The organism is Collinsella aerofaciens ATCC 25986 (assembly GCF_010509075.1).
Lineage (GTDB): Bacteria > Actinomycetota > Coriobacteriia > Coriobacteriales > Coriobacteriaceae > Collinsella > Collinsella aerofaciens.
This window is the reverse complement of sequence record NZ_CP048433.1, coordinates 983976-998486: the sequence shown is the minus strand read 5'-3', so window position 1 is coordinate 998486 and position 14511 is coordinate 983976. Positions and strand designations below refer to the sequence as shown.

Here is a 14511-nt window from a genome sequence, read left to right as displayed (position 1 = left end):
CGAACCCGCATCGGAGCTCATCACATGGCATTCGTCCATCTGCACAATCACACTGTTTTTTCCATGCTCGACGGCGCAACCCGTATCCAGGATATGGTCAATCGCGCTGTTGAACTGAGCATGCCCGCCGTGGCCATTACCGACCACGGCTACATGTATGGCGTGCCCGACCTGGCGCTGGCCTGCGACGCCGTCAACCACAACACGCCCGAGTACAAAACCTGGAGCCACGACAAGGCCTTCCTGGAAAAGGACCGCCGTGACGAGCTGGTGGAGCCCGATCCCGAGGAAAGCCCGCGCGAGCATGCCCAGTATGTGAAGGACATGGCCATGTGGGACGAGAAGGGCAATATCGACGAGCTCAAGCCTCCCCTGGTCATCAAGCCCATCTTTGGCTGCGAGGTCTACTTTACGCCGGACGAGACGCTCGCCCGCGACCACAAGCCCGAGCTCTACCACATGATCCTTCTGGCCAAGGACCAGGAGGGCTACGTTAACCTGATGCAGACGGTCTCTGAGGCCGCCGTGCAGGGCTTTTACTACAAGCCACGCGTGACGCTCGACAACCTGCGTCGCCATGCCAAGGGCATGATCTGCACGAGCGCCTGTATCGCCGGCATCATCCCCAAGTACATCGACCGCGGTGACATGGAGGGCGCCATCAAGTGGGCCGAGACCTTCCGCGACACCTTCGACCCCGGCGACTTCTATATCGAGATCCAGGAACACGGCATTACCACCGACAACGGCCTGACCGACGAGCAGATGGACCGTACGCTCATCGACATCGCCAAACAGGTGGGCGTCAAGGTCATCGCGACCAACGACTTCCACTACCTGCGCCGCGAGGACGCACCCGTGCAGGACGTCATCATGTGCATCGGCATGAACGCCAAAGTCGACGACCCCAACCGCATGCGCATGACCGGCTCGGAGTTTTACATGAAGACCGAGGAGGAGATGCGGGCGATGTTCCCGTATTGCCCCGAGGCCTGCGACAATACGCTCGAGATCGCCGATAAGTGCTACGTCGAGCTCGACTGGGATTCCATCATCCTGCCGCGCTTCCCGCTGCTCGATCCCGGCGAGACGCACGAGAGCCAGTTCCGCCGCGAGTGCGAGAAGGGCCTGCGCCAGCACTACGGCGACGACTGGGCCACGCGCGAGATCGGTGGCGTCAACATCAAAGAGCGCTTTGAGTACGAATACAAAGTCATTTGCGACAAGGGCTTCGCTGCCTACTTCTTGATCGTTGCCGAGTACGTGCAATGGGCCAAGGACAACGGCATCGGCGTCGGCCCCGGCCGTGGTTCTGCCGCCGGCGCTATCGTCGCCTACGCCATGAACATCACCGCGTTCGACCCGCTCGAGAACGGCCTGATGTTTGAGAGGTTCCTGTCCCCGCAGCGTACCGAGATGCCCGATATCGATATGGACTTCGACGATGAGCGGCGCCTCGAGGTCGTGGAGCACGTTCGCCAGCTCTACGGCCCCGAGAAGGTCACCCACGTCATCACCTACTCGACCATCAAGGCCAAGCAGGCCATCAATGATGCCGCGCGCGTCCTGGACTACCCGGTCTACATGGGCCAGCGCCTGTCCAAGATGGTCTCGAGCGACCCCAAGGTCAAGCTCAAGCAGGTGCTCGACAAACAACCCGGCAAAGAGGATCTGTTTAACCCCGACTTTGCCGAGGCCTATAAAAAGGACGACGACGCCCGCCGCATCATCGACACGGCGCTCTCGATTGAGGGTCTCACCCGTGGCGAGGGCGTGCACGCGTGTGCCGTTCTGATCTGCCGCGACCCCGTCAACGAGCATGTGCCCACCAAGCTCGACACCAAGGGCGGCGTCGAGATTACCCAGTACGAGGGCCATACCGTTGCCGACATGGGCCTGCTCAAGATGGACTTCCTGGGCCTGCGTACGCTGACGGTTATCTCTAAGGCCAAGGCAAACATCAAGAAGAACTTCGGCATCGACATCAAAGAGGAAGAGATTCCCTTTGACGATCCCGAGATCTTTAAGCTCATGGGTTCCGGCCACACCGCCGGCGTCTTCCAGGTCGAGTCCGCCGGCATGACGGCCACGATCAAGAACATGAAGCCCACCGAGTACAAGCACGTCGTGGCATTGATCGCCCTGTACCGCCCGGGCCCGCTGGGCGCCGGCATGGTTTCGTCCTACATCAACCGTATGAACGGCAAGGAGCCGGCCGTCTCCTACGACGACCGTCTGGACGACATCCTGGGCGAAACCTACGGCACCATGGTCTACCAGGAACAGGTTATGCTCATCTCCGTCGAGATGTGCGGCTTCTCCAAGGGCGAATCGGACTCGCGTATCCGTAAGCCCGTGGCTAAGAAAAAGATCAAGCTGCTCACGTCGACGGTGCTCCACTGGGAGGATGGCTCGGACGAGACCACCTACGACCACTGGATGAACGGCGCTATCAAGAACAACTACACGCGCGAGGTCGCCCAGAAGATTTGGGACGATGTTCTCGAGTTCGCGTCCTACGCCTTCAACAAGTCGCACTCTGCCGGCTACGCCATCCTGGTTATGCAGACGGCGTGGCTCAAGGCGCATTATCCGCACGAGTACATGGCGGCCGTTCTGACGTCCTACACGGGCAAGACCGACAAGATCGTGCACTACGTCTCGGCGTGCCGTCACGACGGCATTCCCGTGCTGTCGCCAGATGTCAACGAGTCCGGTACCGAGTTTACGGCTACCAAGGAAGGCGTGCGCTTTGGTCTGGCTGGTATCCGCGGCGTGGGCACCGGCGTGGCGCAGGCGATTATCGCCGAGCGCGAGGCGGGCGGTCCGTTTAAGACGCTGCACGACTTTGTCGAGCGCGTGGACTCGAGCCAGGCCAACCGCCGCGTGATCGAATCGCTCATCAAGGCAGGCGCCTTCGACTCCACGGGCTATCCGCGCCGCCAGATGATGCACTTTGTGGACAAGAACAACCCCGAGAACATCATCGATGCCGCCGTGAAGCGCCAGAAGGATCGCGCGAGCGGCCAGACCTCGTTCTTCGACATGTTTGGTGATGTTGAGGGCTCGGGTTTCGAGGTCAGCGTGCCCGATCCGGACGGCCAGGAATGGGACCGCCACCTCAAGCTGAGCCAGGAGAAGGAGGTTCTGGGCATCTATGTCTCGGACCACCCGCTGCGCCCGTTTGAGTATGCGCTAGCCAAGGCGCGCGACTTCTCGTTCTCGCAGATTGACACCGGCTACGAAGTTCAGAATCCTACGGGCGGCACCATCAACCAGGAGATTCCCGAGGGCAAGGCACTGTGGTGGGCCGGCATGGTCTCGAGCGTGTCCAAGCGCGTGACCAAAAACGGCGACCCCATGGGCATCGTTCAGCTCGAGGACATGGAAGGCGAGGCCACCGTCGTGGTGTTCCCCAAGACCTACAAGGAGGCCGAGGGGTACCTGTACGGTGAGGTCGATCCCGAGACCGGCGCACAGCTGTCCGATGCGTTTGTTCGTATTAAGGGCAAACTCGAGCGCTCGGACCGCGGCGACCAGATCATCGCGCAGGAGATTGTGCCGCTGGAGCTCAACGAGGAGAACAACAAGCCCAAGGTGTTTGAGGTCATGGTGCCCAACAGCCGCTTTAGCCAAGGCAACATGGCGCGTCTTGCCACAGTGCTCACCACCAACCCGGGCGGCGACCGCGTGGAGATCTTTATCGAGCAGGTGGACGGGCGCGTGCTGCGCGCCGAGGTGCCTGCCAAGGTCAACGCGCGCTCGATTCCGCTGCTGGCAGAGGCCAAGGCCATCGTGGGTAACCAAGGCAGAGTGACGGTGATCTAAGATGATTTTTCTGGGACGGGGATTAAAAAATCATTTTGGGTGACGTGTGGCGGTAGACCGGTCTTTCTGGGACGGGAATGATTTTTTCATCCCCGTCCCAGAAAAATCATCCGGTGGGTGGATTGGAGGAAGTGATGGCGCAGGGGACGTTTGTGCAGGCGCTTCGTAAGGAGGCGGCGCTCAGCAGTACCTTTATGAAGGGGCGCTCGCTCATGCTCAACGGCGCCGTGCTGTCGATCGAGGACAGCGGCTCGCGCTTCTCCAAAAACGTGACGCTTGAGGGTGCAGTGCGCGGCTCGCGCGGTGACCTGTACAAGACGCACGTGGCGCTCGACATGGACGAGCACGAGGTGATCGACTACGACTGCGATTGCCCCGCTGCCTATCGCTACCCCGGCATGTGCAAGCACGCCATCGCCACGGCGCTGGCGTACCTGGATGCCAGCGGCATTGAGCCCGTCGAGGGGCTGCGCACGCCGGTCCGCACGTTTACGGCGGCGCCCAAGCAAGCCGCGCGTCCCTCGTCCGCCGCACCGGCGGTCAACCCTAACTTTCCCTTCCCGGCGCCCGTCCCCACGAGCCCGAGCCTCATGAAGGCGCTCTCCGATCTTTCGGACGCGCGCATGGATGAGTTGGCGGGCATGCGCCGCAAGCTCGCCGGCACTGTCGACCCCGATGCCCCCAAGGCGGTGTTGGAGCCCTCGCTGGTGCCGTACTACAATCCGCTGTTTGCCGACCGCTTTAGCTGGGCGCTCGAGCTTCGTATCCGCTGCGGCTCGGTGTCCTACGTGGTCAAGGACATCGACGGCATGGCCGCCGCTTACGTGCGCGGCGGCACGTTCTCGTACGGCAAAAAGCTTACATTCCTCCATGCGCCCGAGGCCTTCGACGAGGTTTCGGTGCGCCTACTCGACCTTGTTGTGGCAACGGTTGTGTATCTGAGCGACATCACAAGTTCGCGTTCGGCGTCGTACGATTTTGCACGCAGCGGCTTTGTCGCCGAGCGCCAGCTGCCGCTGTCCGAGCATGACATCGTATACATGCTGGACTTGCTGCGTGGCCGGACCATTTCCTTTGAGCCCGCCTGGTCGCGGGGAACGACGACGCATCGTTCCTACGAGGTTGCGGTTGAGTTATCGCCGGTGGGGGAGGACGAGGCCTCGGCGAAACAGCCGCCGCTCCTTGCCGCCAAGATCGCGCCGGCGGCCGGTGGCAGCTACGACCTGCGCCTGCCGGCCGATACGTACTGCTTTGTCGCAGGCGACGCAGCCTATCTGGTCGACACGCACCGCGCGCGCCGCGCCGATGCAGCGTTTGCCCAGCATGCCGCACCGTTTCTGTCGCGTCTGCTGCCTTGTCGCACGCCGGTCCATATCGCCGCCGAACAGGTGGGCGAATTCTGCCGCATGGCACTGCCCGTGCTGCGCGAATACACTGGCCTCACCGCTCCCGCCGTGCTCGACACCGTGGCGCCCGAGCCGAGCTTTGCCATGGCAATCGGTGTCGATGACGGGCTTGTGACCTGCAAGATTACGGTTTCCTACGGCGACTGGTCGGCAGATCTCTTTAGCCTGGGCGCTCCGGGCAGCCCCTTCGAAGAGCGGCGCCCGGGCGTGCCGCCGCGCGACGAGATGGCAGAGTTTCGCGTTATGGATACGGCGGCCCTGTATTTCGACTTTTACGAGGGCGGCCTGGCGTTTGAGGAACGCGATGACGAGAGCCTGTTCCACTTGCTGACCGAGGGCCTGTCTGCCCTGTCCGAGCTGGGCGAGGTCATGCTCAGTGACCGCCTGCGCCAGGTCTCGGTCCGCCCTGCGCCCAAGCTTTCGGTGCGCGCGACCGTCAAGAGTAACCTGCTCGATGTCGAACTGGGCGCGAGCGGCCTTTCGGCGGCAGACCTTGCCATCTACCTTGACTCCTACAAGCGTCACCAGACGTTTGCACGTCTCACGTCGGGCGACATCATTCGCCTGGACGAGGGTGCCCGCGCCGCGTTTGGTCTTGCCGAGGACCTGGGGGTCGATGCTGTCGACCTGCTCGACGGCGTGTCGCTTCCCGCGTCGAGTACCCTGTTTGTCGACAGCATGCTTGCGCGCACGCCCGAGCTCGAAGCCGATCGCGACGCTGCGTTCCGTCGCACCGTCGAGCGCTTGGATACGCTCGGCAAGATGGACTTTACGGTGCCGGTCTCGCTCAAGGCCACACTGCGCGGCTATCAGGTCGACGGCTACCAGTGGCTCGGCTCGCTCGAGCACCTGGGCCTCGGCGGTATCTTGGCCGACGATATGGGCTTGGGCAAAACACTGCAGATGATCGCGCATATCCTGGCGCGCGTGGAGGCGGGGGATGCCAAGCCCACGCTCGTGGTGTGCCCTGCGTCGCTCGTGTATAACTGGACCGCCGAGCTGGAGCGCTTTGCGCCTTCGCTCGACGTGTGCGCTATCGTGGGCGCCAAGGCGCAGCGCCGCGTGCAGATAGCCGGCGCTGACGAGCATAACGTGGTCATAACGTCGTATGACCTCATGCGGCGCGATATCGACGAGTATGCCGAGCAGGACTTTGCCCGTGTGGTGCTCGACGAGGCCCAGTACATTAAAAACCCGCTCACGCAGGTGGCGCACGCCGCCAAGCGTCTGCCTGCCGGCGTGCGCTTTGCCCTGACGGGCACGCCCATCGAAAACCGCTTGTCCGAGCTCTGGAGCATCTTCGACTTTTTGATGCCGGGCCTGCTTGGCTCGCGCGAGTCGTTTGCCAAGCGCTTCGAAAGCCCGGTCGAGCACGCCGAGGGTGACAGCGCCGCTCGCTTGCAAGCGCTCGTGTCGCCGTTTGTGCTGCGCCGCGTTAAGGAAGACGTGGTGGCCGACCTGCCCGAGAAGATCGAAGACACCGTCATGGCACAGCTCACCGGCGAGCAGCGCAAGCTCTACCTGGCCAACCAAGACCGTATCGCCCAGCAGGTGCAGCATCGCGAGGTATCCGAGTTTAAGAAAGACAAGCTCAAGGTGCTCGCCGAGCTCACCAAGCTGCGCCAGATCTGCTGCGACCCGCATCTACACTACGAGGACTACAAGGCAGGGAGCGCCAAGCTCGACGCTTGCATGGAGCTCGTGCACGGTGCGCTCGACGGCGGGCACCACATTCTGCTGTTCAGCCAGTTCACGGGCATGCTCGATATCATTGGCAAGCGCCTGGCCAAGGAGGACATCGGCTTTCTTAAGCTCACGGGCGCATCGTCTAAGGAGAGCCGCGCCAAGATGGTCGCGCAGTTCCAGGCGGGCGAGGTGCCGGTGTTTCTGATCTCGCTCAAGGCGGGCGGCGTGGGCCTCAACCTGACGGCGGCCGACGTGGTCATTCACTACGACCCGTGGTGGAACGTGGCCGCGCAGGACCAGGCGACCGACCGCGCGCACCGTATTGGCCAGCAACATACCGTGACCGTGTACAAGCTCATCGCCAAGGACACGATCGAGGAGCGCATCATGCGGATGCAGGAGTCCAAACGCGACCTGGTCAACAGTGTGCTCGGCGGCGACGGCATCTCCTCGGCGCTGTTTACCCGCGAGGATGTTCTGGCGCTGCTCGGCGGCGACGGGCGCTAACCCGCTCGGGTGGGGCCGCCAGGGCGGATAGCGCACGTTGCCCCGTCGTCCCCGCTCGTTATGTGTTCATTTGCGATGCCGTGGATGGTTCGCTTGCCTTTGGGCATAAGAAACATCGAGAACATCGGCACATCAGCAAAGGAGAGCATCATGGCGAAATTCTTTAAGGACCCCGACGGCAAGCTCATTGCCGCCCTTGGCAACGACGTTGCAACCCCTACCGGCTGCACGGAGCTGACCGCGAACACCGAGGACGCGGCGCACGAGAAGCACGTGCCGGTCGTCGAGAGCGAGCGCGACGGTCACGTGATTCGTGCACGTGTGGGCTCGGTCGAGCATCCTATGGTGCCCGAGCACTACATCGAGTGGATCGCCCTTGAGGCCGAGGGCCGTCTGGAGGTCCATTACCTTGAACCCGGCATGAAGCCCGCGACGTTTTTTGCCGGCGGTTCCAAGACCGGTACCGTCTATGCCTATTGCAACCTGCACGGGCTGTGGTCCGCGACGTTCTAGGAGCGCGCCCCCGCTCGGGGTATCATAGCTAGCATATGCACATGCGAGCGCCGACTGCATCATGCGGCCGGCGCTTTTACTACGACAACGATGGTTTACGACGGAAAGGGCTGAGCCATGAAGCTCGCACTTGCACAGATCGATATGCGCCTGGGTGATATTGAGGGTATCTGCGGTCGCATCGAGGACCAGGCGCGCCTGGCCCACGAGCGCGGTGCGCGCGTGCTGTGCGTGCCGGCTCCGCTCTTTATGGGAACCCTGCCCGGCGGCCTGGTGGGCGCTGCCGACTTTGAGCACGACATGCTTGCCGGCTTGACCGGCGTCGCCGAGCGTATCCAGGAGCTCGACATGATCTGCATCGTGCCCGCGGCGGTTTCGTTTGAGGGCCAGCCCCTGCTCGACTACATGATGCTCAAGGACGGTCATGTGGTGCCGGCCCGTTCGAGCATTGCCCTGCAGCGCGGTGGGAACGGCGATGCCCGTTGGGCACCGCCGGTGTTTGACGTGGACGGCGTGCGCATCGCGGTGATCTTCGACTTGGACCGCGAGCTCGAGATGCTGCCGACCGGCGTCGACCTCATTGTCTATTTCCAGTTCAACGCGTTTGATATGACCGACCGCGAGACCGCTGCGATCGCCGCCGTGCGCAGCGGAGCCTACCGCAAGATCGCATCTAAGCGCAGCGTGTGGTTTGCCTGCATGGCGCCGGTCGGTGCGTACGATGAGTCGGTGTATACCGGCGGCTCGTTTGTGCTCGACGACTGCGGCCGCGTGGTGGCCCAAGCGCCGTGTTTTGAGGAGAGCCTGCTGGTTCAGGAGATCCAGCGCGGCGTGATGCTCGATGCCCTGGAAGATCACGAACTGCCCGAGTTCCGTTCCGAGGAGTGGCTGTGGCAGGCGCTGGTGCTCGCCGTTCGCGATAACGCCCGCGCCCGCGGTACGTCGCGCGCCGTGGTGGCGCTCGAGGGCGACTTGCCGTCGTCCCTGCTGGCGGCGCTTGCCGTCGACGCCCTGGGTCCGCGAAACGTGATCGGCCTGGTACTGGGACGCAACCGCATCTTTACGCCGGCGCAGGAGGAGGCCGAGGCTGCTCGCTGTGCCGCCGTTCGCGCCATTGCCGAGCGTCTGCATATTCGCACGGTTGAGCGCGATGCACCGGATGCGGCGCCTGTGCTCGATCGAGACGTGTCGGCGGGCGATGCCGAGCGTCTGCGCTCGCGCACGCTGGGCCTCATGCTGGAGGACACGGCGCTCGAGCTGGGTGCGATGGCGCTGAGCCCGCTGTCCAAAACTGAGTACGCGCTGGCGGCGCCCGCGCTTTGCGGCGGCTACCAGGGCGATTATGCGCCCTTTGGTGACGTATACCTGTCGACGCTCGAGTTTGTGGCGCGTGTGCGTAACCGCACGTCCGCCGTGGTGCCGCAGGAGCTCGTGACGCTCAACGCGGTGGAGGATTGCATGGAGCGCGTGCTGGCGCGGGCGCTCTCGACGCTCGACGGCCCGGTCGACATGCTCGATCGTGCGGCGCAGCTGCTCGGCGGACTTGAGCCGGGCGAGGTCGATGGCACGCTCGAGTCGCACGTCGACCGCAACCGTCCCTTCGACGACATTCCGATGGCTGCCGGCAAGCCCGAGGCCTGCTCACTGCTGCTGATGCTCGTGCGCCAGGGAGAGGCGGCTCGCCGCCAGCTGCCGACGGCGCCGATCGTCTCGGCCCGCTCGTTTGTCGAGCGCGCTTGGCCGTACATGCTCGCATGGTCCGACCTGGGGTTGAGCGGCAAGGAACGCATGACGGTCGATGCGCTGGCGCGCGCCGAGGTGAATCGCTTTGCTGACGAAGATACAAGCGAACGCATGCGTGGCGAGATGATGGGCTTACTGGGTGACCTGTTGGGTATTTCGCCCGAGCAGATGGAAGAGCTGCGCTCCGAGGATGGCCAGCGTCGCCTGCATGAGGGTATGAAAAAGTTTGAGGGCGAGGTCCAGGACGCCATCGAAAAGATGATGGGCGGCCAGGGCGGACCGCAAGGTGGGCCCCAGGGCACGCCGATGCCGCAACCGCCGGTGGACCCGAGGCAGTTCCCATTCTTCTCGCAGAACTAAAAAGGTTACGCGGTTTTGCCAAACCGCGTAACGAGTCGACGCTGCGCGAGCCCCTGCCGGGCAATCTGCCGCTCAAGCCGTCGCTTGCGTACAGAAGTACGCGGCGCTCCTCTTTCGCGACACCTTGCCACGGCAGGGACTCGCTCGCTGACTTATGCTCAACCTATGGTTCAACCTTGCTTGCTAGATACGGTCGCCGTTGTGTTATTCTAGAACAGACGTTCGTGAATGATACGCGGGGCCTTGCCTTGTGCTTGGCAAAAGACGAGGGGAGGCTGGCTTGGTTATCTTGGGTATCGACCCCGGTTTGGCCCATACGGGCTGGGGGATTATCGAGGAGCGGCGCGGCGAGGTTCGCTGCCGTGCCTACGGTTGTATCGAGACCAGCGCGGGCAGTCCGCTCGCGGTGCGTCTGTCGCATATCGCCCGCGACCTCAAGGGCGTCGTCGAACGCTACCGTCCCGATACCGCGGCTATCGAGAGCATCTACTTTGGCGCTAATGTCCGCTCGGCCATCCCCACGGCGCATGCCCGTGGTGCCGCGCTCGTGGCGCTTTCGGAGTGCGCGCTCGAGATTGGCGAGTACACGCCTATGCAGATTAAGCAGGCTGTGGTGGGCACCGGCGCTGCAGATAAGCGGCAGGTCGCGTATATGGTTCGTACGCTCACACAGCTCGATCACGACCCGCATCCCGACCATGCAGCCGATGCCCTAGCCTGCGCCATCTGCCACGTAAACCTCAGCCGCACCCGTGCCCTCACCGGTGGCGAGTTCTATCAACAGAGAGGAACCGGATACTGATGATTTCCCAGCTCCATGGAACGCTTGTCGAGGCCACGATGAGCTCGGCCGTTGTCGATGTGTCGGGCGTGGGCTTTGAGCTCGGCATCTCGGGCAGCACTGCCGCCACGCTGCCTACACCCGGCGGCGAGGTGCGTCTCTATACCCGTATGCAGGTGCGCGAGGACGCCATGACGCTCTTTGGCTTTGCCTCCAAGGACGAGCGCACGATGTTCGATCGGCTCGTGTCCGTCTCGGGCGTCGGTCCGCGCCTGGCGCTCGCCGTGCTCTCCACCTATACCGTGGGACAGCTGTATTCCCTGGTAATGGCCGAGGATGACAAAGGCATGGCCAAGGTACCCGGCGTGGGCAAAAAGACAGCGCAGCGCCTCATCTTGGAGCTCAAGAGCACCTTTGCCAAGGACAAAGGCTTTGTGCCGGTCGACGCGATTCCCGGCCAGGTTGCGATGCCCGTGCCCGCTGCTGCTCCCTCGGCCATCGACGATGCCCGTGCGGCGCTCCTTTCCATGGGCTTTAGCCCGCAGGAGACCGATGTTGCCCTGAGCGGGTATGATGGGCAGGATATGCGTGTCGAGGATCTGCTCGGCGCGGCGCTTAAGCGACTTGGAATGGATGCGTGATGTGGGAAGCCGATGATTCTCAGGACCTGTGGTCGACGCCCGGAAACTCGCCGGCGGCATCCATGGCGCATGGCGAGCGCATGGTGGGCTCGGAGCTGACGCCCGAGGACCTCGATGTCGACCGCACCCTGCGCCCTCAGCGCCTGGATGACTACTGCGGCCAGGAACACATCAAGCAGAGCCTTCGCGTGCTCATCGAGGCGGCGCAAAGCCGCGGCGAGACGCTCGACCACGTGATCTTCTCGGGCCCTCCGGGTCTGGGCAAGACCACGCTGGCTACGGTTATCGCCAACGAGCTGGGCGCTCAGATTAAGACGACGAGCGGTCCGGCCATCGCGCGCACCGGCGACCTGGCTGCCATCCTGACTAACTTGCAACCGGGCGACGTGCTGTTTATCGACGAGATCCACCGCCTCAACCGCTCGGTCGAGGAGGTCCTGTATCCTGCGATGGAGGACTTTGCCCTCGATATCGTGATCGGAAAGGGTCCGGCTGCACGCTCGATTCGCCTGGATATCCCCAAGTTCACGCTGGTGGCGGCAACGACTCGCTCGGGCATGTTGACCGGCCCGCTACGCGACCGTTTTGGCATTTCGTATCGTCTGGATTACTACACCGTCGAGGAACTCGCCCAGATTGTGACACGCTCGGCGACCATCCTGGGCGTGACGATTGACCATCCCAGCGCGCTCGAGATCGGCTCGCGTTCGCGCGGCACGCCGCGTCTTGCCAACCGTCTGCTCAAGCGCGTGCGCGACTATGCGCAGGTGCGCGGCAACGGTCCCATCGAGCTCGATATCTGCCGTCAGGCACTCGAGTTCTTTGAGATCGATGAGCTCGGCTTGGACTGGATGGATATTCGCATTTTGGAGACGCTTGCCAAGACGTTCTCCGGACGTGCCGTCGGCCTGACGACGCTTGCCAGTGCGGTGGGCGAGGACCCGGGTACGCTCGAGGATGTCTACGAGCCCTATCTGCTGCAGTGTGGGTTGATGATTCGCACGCCGCAGGGTCGCCAGGCAACCCTGCGCACATTCGAGCATTTGGGTATCGAGCCGACCCTGTAGGAATGGGCTTGTTTTAGCGCATCTGTAGGCTATCGCTGGGCATCGGGTAAACATATCGCCGTTCGTCGGTTACGGGCGTTTTACTATTGCGCGCGCGTGCTATGCTGGATTGGTCTTTTTCTCATCCGGTAACGAAAGGACCGCCCATGCCTACTGACATCGAAATCGCACGTTCTGTTACGCCGCTGCCTATTACCGAGGTGGCCAAGAACGCCGGCGTCGACGTTAAGCATCTGATTCCGTACGGCTTTGACAAGGCAAAGGTCGACTATTCCCTGCTCAACGAGCCAACTGATCACCAGGCCAAGCTTGTCCTCGTGACCGCTATCAATCCCACGCCCGCAGGCGAGGGTAAGACCACTACGACCATCGGCCTGGCCGACGGCCTGCGCCGTCGCGGCGTCAAGAGCGCCGTGGCCCTGCGCGAGCCTTCGCTCGGTCCCGTGTTTGGCGTGAAGGGCGGTGCCGCCGGTGGCGGTTGGGCTCAGGTCATCCCCATGGAGGACATCAACCTGCACTTTACCGGCGACTTCCATGCCATCGGTGCCGCCAACAATCTGCTGGCAGCCATGCTCGACAACCATATTCAGCAGGGCAACCAGCTCGGCATCGACGTTAAGCGCATCACCTGGAAGCGCGTTGTCGACATGAACGACCGTCAGCTGCGCCATGTTATCGACGGCATTGGCGGCAAGGCCCAGGGAGTACCGCGCGAGGATGGCTTCGACATCACCGTTGCCTCCGAGGTCATGGCAATCCTGTGCCTGTCCACGAGCATCAATGACCTCAAGGAGCGCCTGGGCGAGATCGTCGTCGGCTACAGCTATGCCGGCGAGCCCGTCCGCGCCCGTGACCTTAAGGCTCAGGGTGCCATGGCGGCCCTGCTCAAGGACGCGCTCAAGCCCAATCTGGTGCAGACGCTCGAGGGTACGCCTGCGTTTGTCCACGGCGGTCCCTTCGCCAATATTGCCCACGGCTGCAACTCCATCATGGCCACCCGCATGGCCATGCGCTTTGGCGACGTCGCGATTACCGAGGCTGGTTTCGGTGCCGACCTGGGTGCCGAGAAGTTCCTCGACATCAAGTGCCGCATGACTGGCATTCGTCCCAGCGCCGTCGTGGTCGTCGCAACCGCCCGCGCGCTCAAGTACAACGGCGGTGTTGCCAAGGCCGACCTCAACGAGGAGAACCTCGAGGCCCTCAAGGTCGGCATGCCCAACCTGCTGCGCCACGTCGACAACATTCAGAATGTCTACGGTCTGCCCTGCGTGGTCGCCATTAACCGCTTCCCGACGGACACCGAGGCCGAACTCGAGCTCATCGAGTCCGAGTGCCAGAAGCTCGGTGTCAACGTTAAGCTGTTCGAGGTCTGGGCCAAGGGAGGCGAGGGCGCGCTCGACCTGGCCGATGAGGTCATGCGCCTGATCGAGCAGCCGAGCGAGCTCAAGTTTGCCTACGAGGACGGCGCCGATGTGGCCGACGCCCTCGAGGCCGTTGCCACCAAGATCTACCGCGCCGACGGTGTCGACTTTACGCCGGCTGCCAAGCGCCAGCTCGCCGAGCTGCGCGAGAACGGCTTTGGCAACCTGCCGGTGTGCGTGGCCAAGACGCAGTACAGCTTTAGCGACAACGCCAAGGCGCTGGGCGCTCCCGAGGGTTTCCGCATCACCGTGCGCGAGCTCAAGGTTTCCGCCGGTGCCCACTTTGTGGTCGCGCTGACCGGCAGCGTTCTGACCATGCCGGGCCTGCCCAAGGTGCCCGCGGCAGAGAACATCGACGTCGACAACGACGGCAACATCACCGGCCTGTTCTAAGTCTGCTGCTCATAGCCGCTTGCCCGCCCCGCCGCGCCAACCAAGGCCCGGCGGGGCTTTTTTGATCCTTAGGCCCGCGCATGTCTTGTAGATACCGACGGACTCTGCCCATCATAGGCTTTTGCGCGGGTAGAATGCATGGATAGCTTGAGGCTCACGCGCGAC

Annotated in this window: 8 protein-coding genes; all 8 read left to right on the top strand. The window is 63.0% G+C overall.

The features are described 5' to 3' along the window. The first annotated feature begins 24 nt into the window (after positions 1-24). The 8 genes from dnaE to GXM19_RS04605 all read left to right on the top strand — a co-directional run bounded on the left by dnaE (position 25) and on the right by GXM19_RS04605 (position 14346). Positions 25-3828 carry a DNA polymerase III subunit alpha gene (dnaE, locus tag GXM19_RS04640; protein WP_006235369.1) on the top strand — a complete coding sequence of 1268 codons (3804 nt, stop codon included), beginning with the start codon at positions 25-27 and terminating at the stop codon, positions 3826-3828. Positions 3829-3962: 134 nt separating this feature from the next. Next, a complete protein-coding gene (locus GXM19_RS04635; RefSeq protein WP_040359258.1) occupies positions 3963-7427 on the top strand; it encodes a DEAD/DEAH box helicase in 3465 nt (1154 codons plus the stop codon). 150 nt (positions 7428-7577) lie between these two features. Beyond that, entirely contained in the window at positions 7578-7940 is a 363-nt protein-coding gene (locus tag GXM19_RS04630; RefSeq protein ID WP_040359260.1) for a desulfoferrodoxin family protein, read from the top strand. Between the two features lie 117 nt (positions 7941-8057). After that, positions 8058-10043, top strand: a complete 1986-nt coding sequence (locus GXM19_RS04625) for an NAD(+) synthetase (RefSeq protein ID WP_006235372.1) — start codon at positions 8058-8060, stop codon at positions 10041-10043. A 280-nt stretch (positions 10044-10323) separates the two neighbouring features. After that, positions 10324-10845, top strand: coding sequence for a crossover junction endodeoxyribonuclease RuvC (gene ruvC, locus GXM19_RS04620; RefSeq protein WP_035137351.1), 522 nt, complete (start codon positions 10324-10326; stop codon positions 10843-10845). Next, positions 10845-11465: a Holliday junction branch migration protein RuvA gene (ruvA, locus tag GXM19_RS04615; protein WP_006235374.1), complete on the top strand. Its 621-nt coding sequence runs from the start codon at positions 10845-10847 to the stop codon at positions 11463-11465. The genes ruvC and ruvA overlap by 1 nt, the downstream gene beginning before the upstream one ends. Further along, positions 11465-12532 (top strand): Holliday junction branch migration DNA helicase RuvB, encoded by a 1068-nt coding sequence (gene ruvB / locus GXM19_RS04610; RefSeq protein WP_006235375.1) that lies wholly within the window; start codon positions 11465-11467, stop codon positions 12530-12532. The genes ruvA and ruvB overlap by 1 nt, the downstream gene beginning before the upstream one ends. Positions 12533-12678: 146 nt before the next feature. After that, entirely contained in the window at positions 12679-14346 is a 1668-nt protein-coding gene (locus tag GXM19_RS04605; RefSeq protein ID WP_006235376.1) for a formate--tetrahydrofolate ligase, read from the top strand. Positions 14347-14511: the final 165 nt, after the last annotated feature.